29 protein-coding genes are annotated in these 19,533 nt (G+C 59.2%); 22 read left to right on the plus strand and 7 right to left on the minus strand.

Going from position 1 to position 19,533, the window contains the following annotated elements; translation table 11 throughout:
- Positions 1 to 45 precede the first annotated feature (45 nt).
- Together QWJ46_RS00770 and QWJ46_RS00775 are read left to right on the plus strand one after the other, a co-directional pair.
- Complete coding sequence (locus tag QWJ46_RS00770) at positions 46 to 360, plus strand: hypothetical protein (RefSeq protein WP_302748617.1); 315 nt, start codon at positions 46 to 48, stop codon at positions 358 to 360.
- 1 nt (position 361) lies between these two features.
- On the plus strand, positions 362 to 1,753 hold the full coding sequence (locus QWJ46_RS00775) for an SGNH/GDSL hydrolase family protein (protein WP_302748619.1): 1,392 nt from the start codon (positions 362 to 364) through the stop codon (positions 1,751 to 1,753).
- Between the two features lie 641 nt (positions 1,754 to 2,394).
- Here the strand turns inward: QWJ46_RS00775 and QWJ46_RS00780 are convergent.
- On the minus strand, positions 2,395 to 2,631 hold the full coding sequence (locus tag QWJ46_RS00780) for a hypothetical protein (RefSeq protein ID WP_302748621.1): 237 nt from the start codon (positions 2,629 to 2,631) through the stop codon (positions 2,395 to 2,397).
- Positions 2,632 to 2,757: 126 nt separating this feature from the next.
- Here QWJ46_RS00780 and QWJ46_RS00785 point away from each other — a divergent pair, with 126 nt between their 5' ends.
- The 14 genes from QWJ46_RS00785 to QWJ46_RS00850 all read left to right on the plus strand — a co-directional run bounded on the left by QWJ46_RS00785 (position 2,758) and on the right by QWJ46_RS00850 (position 9,948).
- The gene (locus QWJ46_RS00785) at positions 2,758 to 3,465 is read left to right on the plus strand and encodes a serine protease (RefSeq protein ID WP_302748622.1); all 708 of its coding nucleotides are present in this window, start codon (positions 2,758 to 2,760) and stop codon (positions 3,463 to 3,465) included.
- Between the two features lie 136 nt (positions 3,466 to 3,601).
- Entirely contained in the window at positions 3,602 to 4,015 is a 414-nt protein-coding gene (locus tag QWJ46_RS00790; protein ID WP_302748624.1) for a MotA/TolQ/ExbB proton channel family protein, read from the plus strand.
- Positions 4,015 to 4,269 carry a hypothetical protein gene (locus QWJ46_RS00795; protein ID WP_302748625.1) on the plus strand — a complete coding sequence of 85 codons (255 nt, stop codon included), beginning with the start codon at positions 4,015 to 4,017 and terminating at the stop codon, positions 4,267 to 4,269. The genes QWJ46_RS00790 and QWJ46_RS00795 overlap by 1 nt, the downstream gene beginning before the upstream one ends.
- The gene (locus QWJ46_RS00800) at positions 4,266 to 4,811 is read left to right on the plus strand and encodes a hypothetical protein (protein ID WP_302748627.1); all 546 of its coding nucleotides are present in this window, start codon (positions 4,266 to 4,268) and stop codon (positions 4,809 to 4,811) included. Before QWJ46_RS00795 ends, QWJ46_RS00800 begins: the two co-directional genes overlap by 4 nt.
- Positions 4,811 to 5,149, plus strand: coding sequence for a hypothetical protein (locus tag QWJ46_RS00805; RefSeq protein ID WP_302748629.1), 339 nt, complete (start codon positions 4,811 to 4,813; stop codon positions 5,147 to 5,149). The genes QWJ46_RS00800 and QWJ46_RS00805 overlap by 1 nt, the downstream gene beginning before the upstream one ends.
- Positions 5,146 to 5,586, plus strand: coding sequence for a hypothetical protein (locus QWJ46_RS00810; protein WP_302748631.1), 441 nt, complete (start codon positions 5,146 to 5,148; stop codon positions 5,584 to 5,586). Before QWJ46_RS00805 ends, QWJ46_RS00810 begins: the two co-directional genes overlap by 4 nt.
- Positions 5,586 to 5,834, plus strand: a complete 249-nt coding sequence (locus tag QWJ46_RS00815; protein ID WP_302748632.1) for a hypothetical protein — start codon at positions 5,586 to 5,588, stop codon at positions 5,832 to 5,834. The genes QWJ46_RS00810 and QWJ46_RS00815 overlap by 1 nt, the downstream gene beginning before the upstream one ends.
- A gap of 2 nt (positions 5,835 to 5,836) precedes the next feature.
- On the plus strand, positions 5,837 to 7,105 hold the full coding sequence (locus tag QWJ46_RS00820) for a helix-turn-helix domain-containing protein (protein ID WP_302748634.1): 1,269 nt from the start codon (positions 5,837 to 5,839) through the stop codon (positions 7,103 to 7,105).
- Between the two features lie 232 nt (positions 7,106 to 7,337).
- Positions 7,338 to 7,874 carry a MazG nucleotide pyrophosphohydrolase domain-containing protein gene (locus QWJ46_RS00825; RefSeq protein ID WP_302748636.1) on the plus strand — a complete coding sequence of 179 codons (537 nt, stop codon included), beginning with the start codon at positions 7,338 to 7,340 and terminating at the stop codon, positions 7,872 to 7,874.
- The gene (locus QWJ46_RS00830; RefSeq protein WP_302748637.1) at positions 7,871 to 8,638 is read left to right on the plus strand and encodes a hypothetical protein; all 768 of its coding nucleotides are present in this window, start codon (positions 7,871 to 7,873) and stop codon (positions 8,636 to 8,638) included. The genes QWJ46_RS00825 and QWJ46_RS00830 overlap by 4 nt, the downstream gene beginning before the upstream one ends.
- Positions 8,635 to 8,835 carry a hypothetical protein gene (locus tag QWJ46_RS00835; protein ID WP_302748638.1) on the plus strand — a complete coding sequence of 67 codons (201 nt, stop codon included), beginning with the start codon at positions 8,635 to 8,637 and terminating at the stop codon, positions 8,833 to 8,835. The genes QWJ46_RS00830 and QWJ46_RS00835 overlap by 4 nt, the downstream gene beginning before the upstream one ends.
- The gene (locus tag QWJ46_RS00840; RefSeq protein ID WP_302748639.1) at positions 8,832 to 9,194 is read left to right on the plus strand and encodes a hypothetical protein; all 363 of its coding nucleotides are present in this window, start codon (positions 8,832 to 8,834) and stop codon (positions 9,192 to 9,194) included. The genes QWJ46_RS00835 and QWJ46_RS00840 overlap by 4 nt, the downstream gene beginning before the upstream one ends.
- Entirely contained in the window at positions 9,191 to 9,430 is a 240-nt protein-coding gene (locus QWJ46_RS00845) for a hypothetical protein (protein ID WP_302748640.1), read from the plus strand. Before QWJ46_RS00840 ends, QWJ46_RS00845 begins: the two co-directional genes overlap by 4 nt.
- Positions 9,427 to 9,948, plus strand: a complete 522-nt coding sequence (locus tag QWJ46_RS00850) for a dATP/dGTP diphosphohydrolase domain-containing protein (protein WP_302748641.1) — start codon at positions 9,427 to 9,429, stop codon at positions 9,946 to 9,948. Before QWJ46_RS00845 ends, QWJ46_RS00850 begins: the two co-directional genes overlap by 4 nt.
- Positions 9,949 to 10,273: 325 nt before the next feature.
- Here QWJ46_RS00850 and QWJ46_RS00855 read toward each other — a convergent pair whose 3' ends face one another.
- Complete coding sequence (locus QWJ46_RS00855; protein WP_302748643.1) at positions 10,274 to 10,516, minus strand: hypothetical protein; 243 nt, start codon at positions 10,514 to 10,516, stop codon at positions 10,274 to 10,276.
- 522 nt (positions 10,517 to 11,038) lie between these two features.
- Between QWJ46_RS00855 and chpT the strand changes: the two genes are divergently transcribed.
- Positions 11,039 to 11,686: a histidine phosphotransferase ChpT gene (chpT, locus tag QWJ46_RS00860; RefSeq protein ID WP_011426568.1), complete on the plus strand. Its 648-nt coding sequence runs from the start codon at positions 11,039 to 11,041 to the stop codon at positions 11,684 to 11,686.
- Positions 11,687 to 11,805: 119 nt separating this feature from the next.
- Complete coding sequence (locus tag QWJ46_RS00865) at positions 11,806 to 12,168, plus strand: response regulator (protein WP_011426567.1); 363 nt, start codon at positions 11,806 to 11,808, stop codon at positions 12,166 to 12,168.
- Between the two features lie 217 nt (positions 12,169 to 12,385).
- Here the strand turns inward: QWJ46_RS00865 and ctrA are convergent, their stop codons facing one another.
- Complete coding sequence (ctrA, locus tag QWJ46_RS00870) at positions 12,386 to 13,087, minus strand: response regulator transcription factor CtrA (RefSeq protein ID WP_007533606.1); 702 nt, start codon at positions 13,085 to 13,087, stop codon at positions 12,386 to 12,388.
- Positions 13,088 to 13,524: 437 nt separating this feature from the next.
- On the opposite strand from ctrA, the gene QWJ46_RS00875 reads away from it, so the two are divergent.
- Positions 13,525 to 13,878 (plus strand): hypothetical protein, encoded by a 354-nt coding sequence (locus QWJ46_RS00875; protein WP_011426566.1) that lies wholly within the window; start codon positions 13,525 to 13,527, stop codon positions 13,876 to 13,878.
- A gap of 156 nt (positions 13,879 to 14,034) precedes the next feature.
- Here QWJ46_RS00875 and QWJ46_RS00880 read toward each other — a convergent pair whose 3' ends face one another.
- The gene (locus QWJ46_RS00880) at positions 14,035 to 14,313 is read right to left on the minus strand and encodes a GNAT family N-acetyltransferase (protein ID WP_183699090.1); all 279 of its coding nucleotides are present in this window, start codon (positions 14,311 to 14,313) and stop codon (positions 14,035 to 14,037) included.
- A 135-nt stretch (positions 14,314 to 14,448) separates the two neighbouring features.
- Between QWJ46_RS00880 and QWJ46_RS00885 the strand changes: the two genes are divergently transcribed.
- Entirely contained in the window at positions 14,449 to 14,916 is a 468-nt protein-coding gene (locus tag QWJ46_RS00885) for a paraquat-inducible protein A (RefSeq protein WP_302748668.1), read from the plus strand.
- Between the two features lie 20 nt (positions 14,917 to 14,936).
- On the opposite strand, the gene QWJ46_RS00890 is transcribed toward QWJ46_RS00885, so the two are convergent.
- Positions 14,937 to 15,212: a DUF1153 domain-containing protein gene (locus QWJ46_RS00890; protein ID WP_007533628.1), complete on the minus strand. Its 276-nt coding sequence runs from the start codon at positions 15,210 to 15,212 to the stop codon at positions 14,937 to 14,939.
- A 113-nt stretch (positions 15,213 to 15,325) separates the two neighbouring features.
- On the opposite strand from QWJ46_RS00890, the gene QWJ46_RS00895 reads away from it, so the two are divergent.
- Positions 15,326 to 15,619: a hypothetical protein gene (locus QWJ46_RS00895; protein ID WP_302748672.1), complete on the plus strand. Its 294-nt coding sequence runs from the start codon at positions 15,326 to 15,328 to the stop codon at positions 15,617 to 15,619.
- A gap of 363 nt (positions 15,620 to 15,982) precedes the next feature.
- Here the strand turns inward: QWJ46_RS00895 and QWJ46_RS00905 are convergent, their stop codons facing one another.
- Together QWJ46_RS00905 and cysQ are read right to left on the minus strand one after the other, a co-directional pair.
- Positions 15,983 to 16,708: a sugar transferase gene (locus tag QWJ46_RS00905; protein WP_184453672.1), complete on the minus strand. Its 726-nt coding sequence runs from the start codon at positions 16,706 to 16,708 to the stop codon at positions 15,983 to 15,985.
- Positions 16,709 to 17,296: 588 nt separating this feature from the next.
- A complete protein-coding gene (gene cysQ, locus QWJ46_RS00910) occupies positions 17,297 to 18,094 on the minus strand; it encodes a 3'(2'),5'-bisphosphate nucleotidase CysQ (protein ID WP_302748673.1) in 798 nt (265 codons plus the stop codon).
- Between the two features lie 535 nt (positions 18,095 to 18,629).
- Here cysQ and QWJ46_RS00915 point away from each other — a divergent pair.
- Positions 18,630 to 19,532 carry a branched-chain amino acid ABC transporter permease gene (locus tag QWJ46_RS00915; protein WP_184453677.1) on the plus strand — a complete coding sequence of 301 codons (903 nt, stop codon included), beginning with the start codon at positions 18,630 to 18,632 and terminating at the stop codon, positions 19,530 to 19,532.
- Position 19,533 lies beyond the last annotated feature (1 nt).

Genomic DNA, 19,533 nt, shown 5'->3' on the forward strand with positions numbered 1-19,533 from the left:
CGGCGAACCAGCCGACTAACACCACCACATTTCAGGAGACTACCCATGGCTTTCTCAGGCCTTCATGTCGTTTGCGGCTATCCCGGTTCTCTGTTCGCTCGAGACAAGTCTCAGGCAATCCTCGGCAAGATCGCATGGAGCGAAGCGCCGGCCACCGGCGTGACGTCGACCAACGTCGCTCCGACCGAAAGCGCCGGCTCAGGTCAGGCAATGTTCCGCATTCGCGCTGCCGCGGACTCATGGGTCTCCGTCGGCCCGACACCGGACGCGACGACCGGCAAGCGCTTCCTTGTTCCGGCCGCGACCGACTACGACGTATACGCTGAGCCGGGCGACAAATTCCAGTGGATCGCCGCATAACATGGCGGGGCTCAAGACGAGTTTGAGGCGGCAGTCATTTTTGACGCCGCTGATCTCGGTAGGCGCTCGCCGGCACTCGGCGAGCAGCCCCGGAGGCAACAACTACCCACAATTCACTAACCCGAAGATAGGCACAATCGGCGATAGCCTTGTCGCCCACGGCGTCGAAGGTGCAAGCCCCGGCACGACCAATGCATGGGCCACCAATGCCGGCGAACTGAACCTCGCCCTGATGATGCACCAGCGGTTCCGGCACGATAACTGGCCGGCCGATACCACGGCTTTTACGCCGTCAAGCGACCGGTACACGACGGGCGCTAATCAGGCAATTTCAGGGTCGAATGCCGCCAGCCATCGGGCGATGCTCCAGAACTATCTGCTGCCGATGCACCCTGATATCCTGTTCTACAGGCCGAGCGTCAATAACTCGGTCGGCTCGGGAACCGGCCCGGCAACGTTCGCCTATTTCCAGGAGACTGTGCAAATCGCGATGGACGCTGGCGTGTTTGTCGTCATCGGGACAATGTGCCCTTGGGTGAACGACCCGTCGAACGCCTTCAACGGGTCGGACAATAACGCCAACCGAGCCTACATCAATGCCGCTATCCGCGCATGGGTGCCGACCCTGCCGAAGTCCAAGGCCATCCTGGTCGACTACGACATTGCGCTCGATCCGACCGGAACCGGTTGGACCGATCGTTCCAACATGTCGGATTATATCCACCTGGGAACGCAGGGCGCGCTGAAGTGCGCTCGGCTTATCAACCAGATCCTGGATCTTCTTATCCCGGCGCGGAACTATGCACTGGAGCTGTGGAACACCGGCCTTAACAAGTATCCGTTCCCGACCCTTCTGGGCAACGGCGGCGTCACGGCGAACGGCACCGGCTCGACGCCTACAGGTATGCGGACACAGAAGGGCGGAACAGGAAGCTCGACGCTCGTTCTCTCGTCTGAAGACAATCTCGAAACGGGCGGCAAGACCCGCATTTTCGATATCACCGGCGTCGGCACTGGTGCGACGGCTTATTACCAGCTCGGCATCGGCACGACTGGCGATTTCACCGTGACGGGCCAAACTGGTCAGTGGGTGCGGTCAATCGCCGAAATCGAGGTCATGGGCAACGACGCTCTTCTTGTTCCGCAACTTTGGGCGAACGGCCGGCGCGCGCTCTATGAAAACGGATGGAGCGGGTTGATCGGGGACGCACAGCAGCAGACCTATTGGCTGATGACGGACGCGGTGCAAGTCAGCTCCGACACGGCCAATCTGTCAATCAGGCTCTATCCGAACGCCGATCGCGCCATCGCAAGCGGAAACGTCCACATGATCGCCAAGGTGAAGCGGCTTGGGTATTTCTTCGTCGACAACCCTCGCACGGCGTGGGCTTAAATGGTAAACAGGGACACTTCTCGATAAAATAAAATGAGAATTTTTGCCGCGCTCATCGGAGCGTCACCTACAGGAACGCGCGCATTACGCTTCACAGGCGGTCAGTGATCCCTAAAAACAGGGATTGCGAAGAATAATGCAAATGGTATTCGACGGCTTTAACTCCAAGGCCACAAAGGCTCAGCCTATATGTTGAAGTCAATTGCAAACAAAATTCTCGATATTCTTTGCTCAAAAGAATGGGATCCGCATTTGAGGAACCGTAAGCTCTTGATGCGGCGCCGCGTCCCCGGCGGATGGGAATATCGGGAAATGACCCCAGAAGAAATGGAAGACTCGATAGCTTGGCATGTGATGAAATGATCCAATGAGGATATAATTCCGAAGCGGAACCTTTTGGATCACTTGCCGCGTCAGCCGCCTCTCCTTAACCGGGGAGGCGGCTTTTTTCGTTTATGGTTGGCCGACCATTCCATGCCATAACGGCGCGCCAAGCCTCGTGCTCGCGTTGCGTGGCTGGGTCGCGAAAAAATGGCGGCGTTTCGATGGTGATTTCCTCGCCGCATCGGCAAGACACGACCGAGACGGCGCCGAATATAGCCTGCGGCCGGTGGCCTCGGCAGCAATGGAAGAGGCGCGCGTCACCCATCCAAGTAGCTCCCAAAAAGCAGGCGGCCGGCTTTCGAGCCGCAGGCCGAGCATTTCAGATGCGCCTCGATTTCCGGTATCAGCGCGAATTCGAGCCGCCGTGGCACGCTTTGCCGATCGAACTCGCGCTCAGTTCCGCAGGCCTGGCAGGCGGCCATGATCGTCACGTGTTGCGGAGCCACATAGAGATAGCCGGGCGACCATCCTTTGATTTCCAGAAATCTGCGCATCTGTTCTTCTTACGTTCTAATTGCGTCTTCGTCAATCTCTGTTGACAAATTTGTATGTTTACATCAGCGTCTTCTTGCTGAGGTCCACCAAACCTCTGCTTCCCATTCACCACAGAGGAGGCGCAGATGAGATATTACAGATTCGCGGCCATAGCCGTTGTCACACTAGCCATTGTCCTGTTCGGCGCCGTCAAGTTGGCGCCCAGCCAGCCGGTCTACACCACGGTCACCAACACGATCGTCCAGGCGCCGGCAACCACATCCGAAGATTCGTCCATCAAGATTTCCGTGGGCAACGGCCTCGGCTCTGGCGTTCACATCGGCGGCGGAAATATCGTCACGGCGGCCCACGTCGTCGAGGACGCCAAGGCGGTAAAGATCAAGACCAACGCCGGCGTCGAAAGCGATGCGGCCGTTCTCTGGATCAACAAAGACTACGATATTGCGCTGATCCACACCGACGGCAACGTTGCCGGCTCGAGCGAGCTTGATTGCCGCGAGCCCCGCTTCGGCGAACAGATCCAGGCCGTCGGAAATCCGCTTGGCATGGAATTCATCGCATCGTTCGGACGCGTCGCCGGCGCCGGTCGCCGGCTCGGCAACTGGAAGCGTGTCGTTGTCACCGACATGACTACGGTCATGGGGCAGAGCGGCGGAGGCATCTTCGCAAATGACGGCCGCGTGGTCGGCATCAATGTTGGCGTTACGCTCGCGCCGCTCAAGTCAGGCAAGGATGCGGCCGGCGCCGACACCTACACGCCAACCATGACCGGCTTCGGCTTCGTGGTTCCTGCTTCGGTTGTTTGCGATCTGCTGGCGCGGAGGGCTTCGTGATGCGGGCGCTATTCACATTTTTTACTGTAACGTGCGGTCTTCTATCTGTTGCGTTTTCAAATGCCGACATGCGCGGCGGAACATTGTTCATGGTGTTCTTTTGCGCCTTCTTCGCCGCCGCGCGGGAGGCATCCATATGACCGGCCGCCTCATCATCCTCAACACCTGCTGGGCAGCGCTCGTCGTCTGGGCCACGGTCATGGGCTACACGCAGTTCGTCTTCACGCACGACATTTCGGGGTTGTCGTATGTGATTTCCGGCCTACTGGTTGCCACGCTGGCCGCCGTCTTCTTCGGCAAGACTGGGCATCTCGTTCGGACAGAAGTCTGGCTGGTGACGCTTGGCCTCATCGGCAATGTCGTCGGCTTCATCATTGCCTTGCAGCACATTGACACCGGCTCACTCGGCTCACCTGAAGGCGTCCAGCGCGTCGCTGCTTCGTTGTTGGCGGGAATGGGCGTTGCGTTCTGCTCGACGCTGGTGGGCGCGATTGCCGCACTGTGGGTGTCCACGGTGGCATGGGTCGCTGGCGAGAAGGGGGTGGAGTGATGGTATCCTCTACGGAAGAAAAAGCGGCCGCATTCGACAAAATTGTCGCGGCTCACAAAAGGCACGTTGACGCGGTTTCGGCATACAATCAACGTTTGAAGGTAGCGCGGGCAGAGCGAGAGTGCGGTGACTGGAGCACCAAGCTTGACGCCGAGTACAGCGCAATGAGCGATGCGCAGTCCGGCTTCATCGGAACGTGTCAGGACTTGGCGGATTTGGCACTGTCTGCACCCGCCATGCAGGCAACATCATGAACGCCATTCTCTTCCGCGACCTGCTCATGAACATGCTTCTGGGTCTCGTCGCACTGGTGGTGTTGGTTCTCGCCAACATCGCCCCACCGGCCGAAAAAGAACCAGCCCAACTGCCAGGCAATCTCGTCGCCAGCATAGCCTGGCCGGCCGGCGCGATCGACGTCGATCTATGGGTGCAGCAGGGCGACGATCTCGCCGTCGGCTACAGCAACAAGAGCGGCCGCGTCTGGTCGCTCCTGCGGGACGACCTCGGGACGGCCAATGACGACACGCCTTTGAATTATGAGAGCGCGTTCACGCGCGGTCTGCCTGATGGCGAATACGCAATCAACATCCGCTGCTTCGGCTGCGCCGGCCATGTGCCAGTTCTGGTCTCGGTGGAGGTGCGGCTGGCCGAAGGCGGCGTCGTCTGGCGCGGGACCGTCGAGCTTCTCAAAGATAAGCAGGAGCGGACGGCGATCCGTTTCCGCATGGCGGGTGGTCAGGTCATCAATGGGAGCGCGTCGAGTGTTTTCAAGCAGATGAAGAGAGGAGAGGGGTGATGGATAAAATAATTATCGTTCGCCATTTCGGAGCGGCCAGCAGGACGGACGATGGCCACGTTCCGCACACTGCCGTAGAGTTGATTGCGGCGCTACAGGATGCTCTGTCTGACATTCCGCCGGAATATCGCGCAACCGCTGAAGTTGATGTTTCCGAAGATCCTGACCCGTATGACGGATGCGGCTACGATTCCCTGCGCATCACCTACAGGCGCCCGATGACGGATGGCGAGATGGATGAATACAGTCAATCACGTCGGGCTGATCTGACGGCAGAAATCAAAGACTACGAACGCCTCGCCGCTGATCGGCGAGCAGAGTTGGCGGCCCTGTCATGACCACCGCCATCACCCTCTGGCTCGCCTTCGTGCTGGCCGCCGGCGTAATCGCCTGGTTCGGCACGAAGCGGCAAGCCCTCTGCCTCGCCCTCGTAGCCATCCTCACGGCACCATCCACACTCCTGCCGCTCGGCCATCCCGCCATCACCGCTCCTCCGGCCGGCCGCTACACCGTGCTCGGCGCCCGCATCGATATCGACAAGGCAATCTACGTCCTGCTCGACGGCGGCACCGGCGAGCCACGCTACTACCGCTTGCCGTACACCACGGCCACTGCGAACAACCTGCAGAACTCTCTCGACCAAGCGGCTGGCAATGGCGGCTCGGTAGGCATGCGGCAAGGCGAATCTGGAAGTCCAGGCTTCGCAGAAGAAGGCCAAGGTGGGCGCGAAGAACCGAAGCCGCAGGAAGCGCAGCCGATTATTGGAGTGCAGTGATGGACAAGCATATTTACGAAGGAATGTGGAGCTTCGACGGATCGTGTGCGCCGCCTGAGAATGGGGTGTCGCGGCATTTATACGGAACATTCACGCTTGGGTGCTTTCAGTGGGTGAAGAAGTCTTCCGGGAAGGGGCTGAAGCGCGGCAAGGTTCAGCATCGCGTCAAAGGCAAAACCAGCGATCCTAAGCCAGCCTACGAAGCGGCTCGCGAATACTGCGCCAAGAAAAACAGCCAAGGAGCATAACTTTGCCCGCACCCAGACTCCCAGACGAACTAGCCCAAGAAGCCGCCGATGCGTTCGAAGCGCTCGGCAACAAGTCGCAGGCCGCCGAACTGCTCGGCCTGCCGCGCAACACGTTCAACTCACGCCTGAAGGTCGCCGCGGAGCGCGGCATGTTAGGAACCAAGCCAGTGCTGCCGGGCTTCCGCATCAGCCAGGTCACGAGCACGCCGAATGGCGATTTCGTCCAGCAGAAGCCGGAACATGGCGGACAGTTCTCCGTTCCCGACGGTCAAAAGATCAAAGGCGTGTCCGCGCTGGTCGACGCCGACGGCCGCGAAGTTATCAAGTGGATCAAGACTTCGGCTGATGCAGAGCGGCAGGATGCTGCTTTTGCCGCTACGGTCGCCGCACTGAAAGAAGAACTGCCGCGCGTCGAGATGACTCCTCCGCCCGCGGAAGTCGAGGCGGATCTGCTAAACCAGTTCGTTGTAACGGATAGCCATTTCGGAATGCTGGCATGGCGCGAAGAGACCGGCGCAGATTATGACCTCCGAATTGCCGAACAGCTCCTCCTTGATTGGTTCTCTGCGGCTATTGCAAGCGCTCCGACGGCTCACACTGCTGTGCTGGCGCAGCTCGGCGACCTGATGCACCATGACGCGCTCGAGAGCGTCACGCCTGCCCACAAGCACGTCCTGGACGCGGACAGCCGCCTGCAGAAAGTGATCCGCGTCGTCATCAGAACCGTGCGCCGCATCATCGACATGCTCCTGCAGAAGCATCAGCACGTGCATGTGGTCATGGCGTCCGGCAATCACGATCCGGCGTCGTCCGCGTGGCTGCGCGAAATGCTGGCCGCCATGTACGAGAACGAGCCTCGCATCTCGGTCGATAACTCGCCGATGCTCTATTACGCCTATGAGTGGGGTGGCACCGCGCTATTTTATCACCACGGCCACAAGAGCAACATCAAGACGCTCGACGTGAAGTGCGCCGGCATCTTCCGCGAGCTCTTCGGCCGGTCGAAGTTCGCCTATTGTCATCACGGCCACTTGCACAGCGACGAAGGCGTCAAGACTGACCTGATGTATGTCGAGCGCCATGAAACGCTAGCCGCGCAGGACGCCTATGCAGCTGGCGGGCCGTGGCTGTCCGGCAGATCGGCGAAGCGCATCACCTATTCGAAGATGTTCGGCGAGGTGTCGCGCAACACGATGCGGCCAGAGATGGTTGCTGGCGCCTATGTCGCGGCCAATGACAACGAGCCGGCGGAGCAGAGGATGGTGGCGTGAGCGAGGACAGGATCTTGTCGCGCCTTATCGACGAGCACGCCAGCTTGTCGAGGCGGCACGAACTCTACACGTCACCTGGCCATGGAGCGCCAGCTTTCGCGGCTGAGATCAGAAGACGTCTCGACGGAATAGAGGCGACCATGTTGGAGCTCAGGCGCATCAACGCCGCAAACTAAACCACCACCTGCCGCCGACCACCAATCGGCGGCAACCGCCACTAAGAGGAGACCACATGAACTACGGACAGGCCATTGAGGCCATGAAGAGAGGCGGATCCGCCAAGCGCAGCATTGCCGGATCCATCCGCATCGCCCATCGCGACACGCCGTTGCAGTATTTTGCATACGAGGACGGCATGCCGTTCAATCCGAGCGTTGCCGATCAGCTAGCCGAAGACTGGCAGATCACGCAGGTTCCGGCGGCGGCCAACGACAACACGTCCAGCTTTACCAGTCTTCGCGCCGCAAACGTCGCCCGCCAGAAAGAGTGGGACGGCGACAACCAGATCGACCTCGCCTATCGCGGCAATGAGCTTGCTGGTGAGGTTGGAGAGGCGTGTAACGTCATCAAGAAGCTTGAACGCGAGCGCCGAGGCATCGCTGGATCTCGCGATACGGTCGAGCACCTGGCCGAGGAGTTGGCAGATATCGTCATCTGCACCGACCTTGTAGCAATGCAGGCCGGCGTTGATCTCGATGCGGCAGTGCGATCGAAGTTCAACGCGACCAGCGAAAAGGTCGGGCTGCGCACACGCATGGTGGCGGCATGACCGTTATAACCGCCCAGCCAAAACCTTATAACGACGAGCCGCTCATGATCCCGGGCTACGGTGCACAGCCAGTCCCGCCGCAGAAATACGTGCCGGCGAATGACAATGTGCCGCAGGAGCGCGGCCAGTATATCGGGCTCCGACGCCCTGCCGCCGGCGGCAGCAAAGGCGGTTTTGACGTGCCGCCACACCTTCATCAAGTTTTTGCTGAGCTGGTCCGCTACGGCGACTTCATGCAAACCGCCACCGGCCGCAAATTCTGGCCCATGGACCCCAAGGCCGATGAAGTCTTCATCGAGGACATCGCCCACGCGCTGAGCCTGCAATGCCGCTACGCCGGCCACTGCCTGCGCTTCTATAGTGTCGCCGAGCACTCGGTGCTGATGGCCCGCCATCTGCGCTGGGAAGGCGTAGACGTGGCGCTGCACGCGCTTCTGCACGACGCCAGCGAGGCGTTCCTCGTCGACGTGCCGCGGCCGGTCAAGCCTTACTTAGAAGGCTACAAGGCCGCCGAGGCGAAGGTGATGGCCGTGGTGTGCGACAGGTTCTCCTTGCCGCACGAGATGCCGGCCGTCGTTCACGACGCTGACAACCGCATCATCGCCGACGAGCTCGAAAACCTCGTGCAGATGGAATGGCACGGCAAGCACAATGAGCCGCTCGGCGTGCGGCTGCGCTACTGGTCGCCGGAGAAGGCCAAGGAGGAGTTCCTGGCGACATTCGAGGCGCTGATGGATTGCCGGGCGAGGGGGATGGAAGCGTGACGATGGAGGAATTTGAGCGAATAGCGGATCAAGCCTTGGTCAGCATTGCGGCCGGCCATGATGCGTTTTGGCAGGGCAATCTTCTTGAGCCGAGGCTTTGGGAAGATCTCCGCATCGAGATGCAGCGCCGGCTACGACGCTCGACTGGTGAGCCACACGCCATCGTTACCTTCAGTTTTGGTGGGGAATCAGCATGACCTACGCCCACCAATTCTACGTTGGCCAGGAAGTCGTCTGCATCGACGCCAAGCAGCCGGCCAACACCACACTGCCGTCAGAGCTAACTGAAGGGCAGATCTACAAGGTCCGCTGGGTAGGCCCGTTCGTCCATTATCTCGACGGCGAATACATCGGGCTGCGGCTCGATGGCATCAACCGCGGTGTTTGCCCGACCTGGGGCTATGTCGACCAGCCGTTTCGCGCCACCAGGTTCCGGCCGCTTGTTGCGGATCGTTTGGGAAGCCTGCGGGCGCTGCTGGTGCCCGGTCAGCCGCTGGCGCCCAGCGTGGAGGAGCCGCGGCGGAAGGCGCCGGCGAAAGAGGAGGAGAAGGTATGAGCGAAGATAACCAACCACGATACACCACCGCCCGCCTCCGTCTGGAGGTGGACAAGGGAAAGCGGCTCGCTCGCATCCATGCGCTTGAGGAGGCGGCTAAGCTCGCCGATGACTTCAGCATCACGACCCACATGCACTGGGATGACGATCTGCAGGAACCAGTGAAACGAAAGTCTCAAGACGGAAGTACCATCGCCGCAGCTATCCGCGCTCTAATGACAAAGGAGACCGCATGACCGAGAACCAAGTACCAGCCTGGACGCCAGCCGGCGAGCTCACCGCTGTGCCGGCCGAGCTAGAAGCGTTAGCGAGGGCGATCGGCAAGGAGCCGGCGGCCAATGACAACGCGCCTGACGGCAGCTTCTTCAATCGCGTCATGGGCATTGCATCGACGCCATCGACGAATCCAAAGCGAGCATTCGGCGTAAGGAAGCCATCGGCGCAGTTTATCCCGCCGGTTGCCATCATTGAGGAAAGTGTCGTGATGGCGCTCGGCGCATCTAAGTATGGCGCATTCAACTGGCAGGACGATCCAGTCGACGCCACGACCTACTACAGCGCGGCAATTCGCCATCTGCTGCAATGGTTCTCCGGCGAGGACATCGATCCGGAAAGCGGCTCGTCTCACCTTGCGCATGTTCGGGCCTGTATGGCTATCCTAATCGATGCGCAGGCGGGCGGGACTCTCATCGACGACCGGCCGAAGTGTGCGTCGGCGGGCGAGGCTATTGATCGGTTGAAGGTGGCGGCGTGACGATACCGGATGATGTCTGGCGCGCCGCATCTGAGGCGGCTTGCAGCTTGACGCCGAGGTGCGCTGGGCACATGCCCGGCGAGAAGCACTCGGCCTCGTGCAATCATGCCGCTGAGTTTATCGCCCGCGCCATCCTCGCAGAGCGCCAGCGTTGCGCGGATGTTTGCGAAGGGCGAGCCAAAGAGTACGATAAGATTGCCAGCCGAAATGCTTCCGCCGGTGATCCACATGAGCCGGAAGGCAAGTTGGCATATGAGGCGCGCCGATGCGCCAGAGACATCCTAAAAACATAAAAGGAGATTGGGCGGCACTGTCCGCCCATTTTTTATTTGAGCATTCTGGCGTCCACCGTCCTGAGTGGGCGCCCATGGGCTTCTCCCGAAACCCATATCTTACAGATCTCTTTTCCCATTGCGCTCCGCATCCGCCATAAGACGATTGCGGCCATTTCATCGAATTTTACTGCTTGCCCGATTTCGAAGGTCCAGTCTGCCTCATAAACCTTTGACCGTCTCTCGGGCATTTCACCCGCGGCCGCCCCTGCCGCCTGCACTTCCATCAGCATCATGCTGCATCCCTGCCAGAACACGGCGCTCGGCACCGTAGCCGGGGGTTTAACACGCGCTTCACAGACACGCCGATGCGCCTTTAGGCCGAAGCCCTGGACATACGCGCACCGCCCGCCGGCCACGTAGTGGCCCAGGCAATGCGCCGCCGCTAAGCTGCGCACGTGTTCGGCTTTCGCGCTTGCGCGAAGCCTATGTGAAGTCAGGGTGTTAAAGCCCGAGTCAATTAATACCCCAAAAGTAGTAAGGCGCAACATCGTAACTTTTGAGGAGCGTTAGCTGTTGCTAATGAGTCACTAATGGTGTGTCGATGTGGGAATCGGCGCGGGAACGAGAGGGGAACCAAAATCAGTAACGCCCAACACAAAAAAATAACGCCTTGAAACAAATTCAAGGCGTTAGATTTAACAATCGGTTTACCAAATATGGTGTCATTATGGCACTGAATACGATCGCAAACTTCGCGCAATTTTGATGAAGCATATTGCGGGCGCGATGAGATTGCCGCCCTTCAGGAGACGATGATGTCCAAGAACCCGAACCTCACCCTGTCCGGCCCGGATCTGGCCGCGCTTCTATGCAGCCGCGTTTGCCACGATGTCATCTCGCCCGTCGGCGCGATCAACAACGGCCTGGAACTTCTGGATGAAGGCGGCGCTGATTCCGATGCAATGGATCTGATCCGCACCAGTGCGCTCAACGCTTCCGTCCGCCTGAAATTCGCGCGCCTCGCCTTCGGCGCATCGGGTTCAGTCGGCGCCTCGATCGATACCGGCGAGGCCGAGCGGGCCGCCAAGGATTTTGCGATCGCCGAGAAGAAGACCGAGGTGATCTGGAACGGACCGCGTGCCATCGTGGCCAAGAACCGCGTCAAGCTGCTGCTCAACCTCTTCCTCGTCGCCTATTCGGCGATTCCGCGCGGCGGCGTGCTCGAGGTCACGCTCGAAAATCCCGAATTCGATGCCAAGTTCACGCTCACGGCAAAAGGCAAGCTGATGCGTCTGCCGCCGAAATTCGTCGAGATCTCGACGGGCACGATCGAGGAAGCGATCGACGCCCATTCGATCCAGCCGTACTACGCCGTGCTTCTGGCCGAGGAGTGCGGAATGACGCTCGACCACAGCGCAAGCCCGGACGAACTGGTGTTCACGGCGACGGTTGCTGCGGTCTGATTTTCGGGGTGCAGCAGCATGCTCTCGCCCGTCTGGTAACGATTCCTTAGCCTGATGGACCTATTCTCTTAGGTTGTGGAAGACCCCTCGTTGCGACGAATGCGGGGAAAGGAGCAGTCATGCAAAGGTTCATGATCACCGATAATTCGGACATTGTCCGTAAGGTCGGCAAGCGCATTCTCTCCGAACTCGACTTTCTCGTCAGCGAGGCCTCCAATGCCGCCGAGGCGCTGCAGCGCTGCCAGACAGAGTTGCCGGAATACCTGATCGTCGATTCCGGCATGGAAGGGGCGCTCGACCTCATCGCGGCCATCCGCGCCATGGACGGCGGCAAAGAGGTCAAGATCTACTACTGCGTCATCGAGGCGGATCTGAAGAAGCTGATGGCGGGTAAACGAGCTGGCGCCACCGATTTTCTGCTGAAGCCGTTCGATCGTAAGATCCTGACCGCCGTTTTCGGAAACCGCGCGATTGCTGCCTGACGGCAGCTTTCTTCCCGGCCGCATCGGTCGTCCCTGAGCAGAGTGCCGAAAGCGCCGCCGGGCTCCGGCTGACGCTGCGCTTTTCCCTGCCCGGGATATCAACCTGTTCGGTCAGATCAGGCGGGATCCCTCTAACGCGGCGGCAGCGCCGGCAGCACAAACGAAAAATCCCGCCGAAAGGGCGGGATTTCGTCATCCGATAAGGGGGATCGGAAGATCAAGCGGTTTCCGCATATTCGGTGCCATCCGGCTCGCGAAGAACGTAACCACGGCCCCAGACGGTTTCGATGTAGTTGGCGCCGCCGGCGGCGTTGGCCAGCTTCTTGCGCAGCTTGCAGATGAAGACGTCGATGATCTTCAGTTCCGGCTCGTCCATACCACCGTAAAGGTGGTTCAGGAACATTTCCTTGGTGAGGGTGGTGCCCTTGCGGAGCGAAAGCAGCTCCAGCATCTGGTATTCCTTGCCCGTCAGGTGGACGCGCTGGCCGCCGACTTCGACGGTCTTGGCATCGAGGTTGACGATGAGCTCGCCGGTCATGATGACCGACTGGGCGTGGCCCTTGGAGCGGCGAACGATAGCGTGGATGCGGGCGACCAGTTCATCCTTGTGGAACGGCTTGGTCATGTAGTCGTCGGCGCCGAAGCCGAGGCCGCGAACCTTGTCCTCGATGCCTGCCATGCCCGACAGAATGAGGATCGGTGTCTTGACCTTGGACAGCCGGAGAGTGCGGAGCACTTCATACCCGGACATGTCGGGCAGGTTCAGATCGAGAAGGATGATGTCGTAATCATACAGCTTGCCCAGATCGACGCCTTCTTCACCGAGATCGGTGGTATAAACATTAAAACTCTCTGATTTGAGCATCAATTCGATGCTCTGCGCCGTAGCGCTGTCATCCTCGATGAGAAGTACCCGCATAATTATCCCCTTTACCGCCGCCGAAAGGTGGTCTGGCCCCCTACACGCTACCCGAACAAGCTACGTGATTTGGAAGCTGCCACGAAATGGTTAACAAATTCTAATTCACTCTGGCAAGGAGTATCGAATTTATTAAATAATTTTTCCATTTCTCTGTTTTCCAATAGGAATCTCAAAAAGGTGCTCCTCAACATTAACATTAGGAAACAGCGCTAAGTGATTCATCCGACTCGCCAATGAAAAGGTTCGAACTTCATGCCGTGGCATTTACCGACCCTTAAATCATCGGGTCTATCATTAACGATGCCCGTAAACGAAAGGTTACCAGCGGTAGGTTTTTGTTAATATCGCAGGAAATTTTTTAGCAAACCGTGTCAAAGCGGCGCGCAGGGCGGTTTCAAGTTGAGCCGGGGTCTCGCATCACGGGAGTAATGCGTATGAAGTCGCGAGAAAGTCTCGTTCGCCTGAAAGAGTTTCAGGTGAACGAAAAACGACGTCAATTGCAGCAATTGCAGATGATGATGTCCGAATTCGAACGGATGACGAAGGATCTGGAGAGCCAGATCGTCGTCGAGGAAAAGAAGTCCGGTATATCCGACCCGAATCACTTTGCTTATCCGACCTTCGCCAAGGCCGCGCGTCAGCGGGCCGACAACCTGCAGGTTTCGATCAAGGAACTGAAGATGCAGGAAGAGGCGCTGGAACTGGCGCTTGAGGAAATGCAGGCGGAATATGCAAGGGCGACGGCGCTGGAAGAACGTGACAGCGGCGCCCGCGCCGCCAGGGCCTGAGAGAAAATGCGGGCGCCGGCGTCGGCGCCCCGGGAATTGCCACAGAGAAGCCATGTATGATGGGCGTGCCGTCCGTCATACATGGCTTTTGGTGTTTCCCGCGTGTTGCGTCCGCACGCCGCCGCTCCACACGGCGACCGCTTCAGGCGTCGCGAATCAGTTCACGACATCCTGCCATTCCGGATGACGTTGGGCCTGCGCCTTGAAGAACGGGCAGAGCGGAATGATCTTCCAACCGCCGGCGCGAGCCGCTTCCACCGCGTGCAGCGCCAATGCCTGGCCGACACCCTTGCCGCGCAGGGCATCGGGAACCGCCGTGTGATCGATGATGACGAGCTTTGGCGAGGCGCGCGAATAGGTCATCTCCGCCTCGTGCCCCTCGACGTCTACGGCATAACGACCGCCGGATGCGCCTTCCTCATTTCGAATATCCATCGTCTTTCCTCGTACACAGATATTTATCGCAGCCGACGGTGACACGGCGGCGCGGTCGTGCCAAGCCGGCGGAACAGTTCCTCAGGGAGACGCAGTGTTCATGAAAAATGTCGCATCGGCGCGAGGTTTGGGGCAATGAGCGCGCTTTCGATCGTCCGCCCCGCTCTTCTCGTGGCAGCGCCGTTCCTCCTGGCGCTCGGGCTGATCTTGCCGCTGGTCCGTTTCGAGACGCTGTATTTCTTCGATCAGACCCCTTCGCTCATCGACATCGTCGTCTCGCTCTGGCAAGGCGGAGATGGGCTGCTGGCGGCGATCGTCGCGCTGGTCTCGATCGTGCTTCCGTTTCTGAAGATGATCGGGATTGCGGCGGAAGCGACGGCTGCCGGCAGCGGGGCCGGGAGCCTGTTCTATCGTCGCGTCGTGCCGCATCTGTCCAAGTGGTCAATGATGGACGTGCTGCTGGTCGCGATCGTCATTGCTGCGGCGAAGACAACGGGGTTGGCGGATGCCTTCACGCAGCCCGGCCTCTGGTGCTACGCCGCCTCGTCAATAATTTCGGGCCTTCTTCATTCCCTGATGGGAGATGCGTCCGGCCCGAAATAAATGTCGACGATGGCGTGCGATCAGTGGCGATATTGCTGGATGCGCGTGGTGCGCAGGCCGGCGAGGCCGTGGCTGTTGATCGACGATTGCCAGGAAAGGAATTCTTCGACCGTGAGCGTGTAACGCTCGCAGGCCTCTTCCAAGCTCAACAGGCCACCGCGCACAGCCGCGACAACCTCTGCCTTGCGGCGGATCACCCAGCGCCGCGTATTGGGCGGCGGAAGGTCCGCGATGGTCAGGGGGCTGCCATCGGGGCCGATGACATATTTCACTCGGGGACGTATCATTTCGGTCATTGGACTCTCTACACAACGCAAGACCACGAGCGCCACTCTAGCCTGCCACATTTAAAAATTGCCTAAGCCCAAAGTAAGACTTTGATAACAAATTTAGATGCCCGGAGCGGCCGGTGAACGAGCGACGCAAAATCCCGCCGGCACTCACGAGCACGTCGATCTCTTCTAAGGCACCGGTGACGGCGATGAAGCGGACGGTTCCGCCGATCTTCTGCGAGGAGGAATCGATTGCGGACGGTGCGGCCGATCAGGAAAATTGCCGCCGCGGCGCGCTCTTCCAGGTGGCCGGCCTGAAGAACGGCTCCGCCTTCGCTTTGCACGACACTGACCTGAAACAATACATTTTCGCTACCGGCCAGCCATGTCGACATGGGAGCATTCTATGGCAATGCGCTGTGGCTGCGTGAGCTTCTGGACCAGCTCTCACGCAACAGCAATCCCGAAGATGGCTCGCCGGAACGTCTAGCCGGCGCCAGATCGAAGGGCTGCGCTGTCGGCGAATCGCAAGAGCAGCGATGAGATTGCGATCATTCTCGATCTCTCGTCGCACGCGGTCGATGGTTATCTGAAGAGCGCGATCTACACGCCATATACGGTCAACCGCACACAGGCGGTCGCCAGAAAGGAACCGGCCGCCCTGAGGCAGCCGGTCCTTTCTCACAAAAAGGCTAGAACAATTCCAGGCAAAGCGCGAAGCGCTTTTGCCGGGAATTGCCTAAAAATACAAAGGTTAGAGCGGTTCTGCGCTTCCGCGGAAAGCTGAACCGCTCTTAAAAGCCTTTTCCGCCGGCCACTTCTGATACGACGGTCCCGACGATGATGCGCATGTCCATCAAGATCGAGAAATTCCCGACATAATAAAGATCACAAGCGATGCGGGCGCGCGCCTTGGCGGGACGATCGGTCGGACCGCGCAGGCCACGCATCTGGGCAAGACCGGTCATGCCGGGGCGCATCGCGTGGCGCTGATGATATTCCGGCACGAGCTCTTCATAGAGCATGCCGCCGGCGCGCATGCCGATTGCATGGCAGCGAGGACCGACGACCGACATGTCGCCCAACAGCACGTTCAACAGCTGCGGCAACTCGTCGATATTCGTGCGGCGCAGAATAGCGCCGATACGGGTGATGCGGGGGTCGTTCTTCACCGTCTGGGCAACGCCCGAGACATCGCAAAGATCGGTGCGCATGGAACGGAACTTGTAGACCTTGATGGCCTTGCAGTTCTTACCCCAACGGGTCTGCTTGAACAGCACCGGTCCGGGGCTGTCGAGCTTGATCAGCAGGGCGACGAGGAGAAGGAAAGGGGCGAGGACGAGGAGGGCGCTCAACGACGAAACTATGTCGAACGCCCGCTTCAGGGCTAGATCCACCAACGGCGCCTGGGAGGCATCGCTATGGATGACAGGGGTTTGAATCTTCAGGCTCGGCTGCTGGCGGCGGCTCGGCCGGAAGGAATCAGTCGAAATGGTGTTGTTTAATTCCGTGATGCTCAAGGATCGTACTCTGTTGTCTTCGAGGGGCGCGGCGGCAATAGGCGATCAATGGTTTGCCCTGTGACCAAGGCTGCACTCAGGTGTTGGTAACCCTACTAAAACGGAAAAATGCGACAATTGTGTAATGGTGTCCAGAGAAATATCGCATCGCAACAAATCTTTCGCACTTGCGTTAAGTTGAGGCAACCTCATGATATTTCGTTAATAATTGCAATTTCGTCAAGGTTTTTAGGCCCTTGGCGAGGGCTTCCACAGGTCTGTCCTCGTGTTGTTTCGACACGCGACCGACGGTTGGCAGGCGGCGTTTTTAACGAATTCCGACGTGAATTTTTTTGCCGGATATGTTCGGCCGTTCTCAAAATGTGTCAGAATATGACAAAATCAAGGCCGAATCGACAGGGCTCAAAATCGTGAGGGATGGAGAGTCAGCCAGGCCCGGAATCACGCGACCCCCTCGGCCAAATCACCTGCCGGTTTCTGCGAGGGTCTGCTGTGCGGCTCGAACGCGGCAGGGAATGCCGCGGCAGGCGCAGAACATCATAATGAACGGGATCGCACTATCACGCCATTTGCCGAATGCCTGGACGGTCACGCCGGTTCGAGGACGCGTTTCCTGCCGCCCCAGGAGATGAAGTTCGGGTTGGCAAAGTCGAAATCGGCCGCCGTCCCCGTCTTGCCATAGGTCAGCAGCGCCCCGTCGAGCGTCACCGTCGATCCCCCGGCGGCGCGCAGCACCGCATCGCCGGCCGCGGTGTCCCACTCCATCGTGCGGGTGAAGCGTGGATAGACGTCGGCCTTGCCTTCCGCCAGCAGGCAGAATTTCAGCGAGGAGCCGATATTGGTGCATTTGGAGATCGCGTGATCGGCGAGGAAGGTTCCCGTCTCCGGGCTGTTGTGACGAAGGCTTGCGAGCGCAAGCCGATCGTCCGGCTGCTCGCGCACGGCAATTGCGGTGCGCGCCCCGATGGTGAAGTCCTCGGTGACATCAAGCCTTTCGGCACGGCCGCGCTCTCCTAAGAAGGCGAGCCCGAGCGCCGGCGCGTAGACGATCCCGGCGACCGGGGCGCCGTTCTCGATATAGGCGATGTTGACGGTGAATTCCTGCCGTCCGTCGACGAATTCACGGGTGCCGTCGAGCGGGTCGACCAGGAAGAAGCCCCTGCCGCTGATGTCGGGCACGTTTCCAGCGGCAACCGACTCTTCCGCCACGACGGGTATATCGGGATAATCCCTGGACAGATGGGCGAGGATGATACGTTCGGCCTCCTCGTCGGCAACCGTAACCGGGCTCGCATCCGCCTTCATGGCGATGGGAAAGCCTTCGCATAAAACCGCGATGATGGCCTTACCGGCTTCGAGCGCCGCCTTTTCAAATGTCGTCAGCATTGTCCTTTTGCCGTTCGCCGCGCGGCGAGCGCCCGCTGTCGCTCGTCGTCAACCATCCCTGTCGCACCAGATATCGATATGGTGGTTCTCGCCGCGCCCCGCACCCCCGATGACGCAGATTGAAGATGCTACCATAAGTTCCCGCAGCTGTCAGGCGAGGATGGCGGCATTTACCTGTGAAATACCATTCGCAAAAAATACGGGCTCAAGGGTTGAATTTGCGCTTTCTTCCAGCCTTGTGGAATAGCTTACGCGGGAAGCGACGCAGGAAAGCGAAGCCGCGCTTGCCGGATGGTTAAGCCGGCAGCAGGTTTTGGCTAAAAATGGGTCGGTCTTTGCCGATTTTCTGTGGATTTTGGTTCAAAATGCGCCATTTAGGCCTGTTCGAACAAGAATCTGCTGGAGTAAATCCTTTTTGTCTTCACATTTTCAACGAAACCGCTATGCATGCGGCCTATGAGGTTCCTTGAACGGGGAGCCGAATAACCAAAAAGAGATGCAGCATCTTCGGCTCGCATCCAGGGGAAAACGACATATGGAGTATTTCGTCCAGCAGCTCTTCAATGGGCTGACGCTCGGATCCATCTATGGCCTCGTGGCTATCGGCTATACGATGGTTTATGGCATTATCGGCATGATCAATTTCGCCCATGGCGACATCTTCATGCTCGGTGGTTTCGCCGCTCTTATCGTCTTTCTCGTCCTCACATCCATCTTCGCAGGTCTCCCGGTGGCAATTTTGCTGCTGGCGATGCTTGTCGTCGCGATGCTGATGACGAGTTTGTGGAATTGGACGATCGAGCGTGTCGCCTACCGTCCGCTGCGCGGATCCTTCCGCCTTGCACCGCTGATCACCGCGATCGGCATGTCGATCGTGCTGTCCAACTTCATCCAGGTGACGCAGGGGCCGCGCAACAAGCCGATCCCGCCGATGGTGAGCACGGTTTACCAGTTCGGCAACATCTCGGTGTCGCTGAAGCAGATCATCATCATCCTGATCACGGCGGTGTTGCTGACGGTCTTCTGGTATATCGTCAATCATACCGCGCTTGGCCGCGCCCAGCGCGCCACCGAGCAGGATCGCAAGATGGCTGCACTGCTCGGGGTCAATGTCGACCAGACGATCTCGATCACTTTCGTCATGGGGGCGGCGCTGGCTGCCGTCGCCGGGACGATGTATCTGATGTATTATGGCGTCGCTTCGTTCGCCGATGGTTTCACGCCGGGTGTGAAGGCATTTACCGCAGCCGTTCTCGGCGGCATCGGCTCGTTGCCGGGTGCCGTTCTCGGCGGGCTGATGATCGGCCTGATCGAGTCGCTGTGGTCAGCCTATTTCACCATCGCGTATAAGGATGTGGCGACCTTCGCCATCCTCGCTTTCGTGCTGATCTTCAAGCCGACGGGCATCCTCGGACGGCCGGAAGTCGAGAAGGTATAAC

Source organism: Rhizobium sp. CBN3 (genome assembly GCF_030518245.1).
Taxonomy (GTDB): domain Bacteria; phylum Pseudomonadota; class Alphaproteobacteria; order Rhizobiales; family Rhizobiaceae; genus Rhizobium; species Rhizobium aethiopicum_A.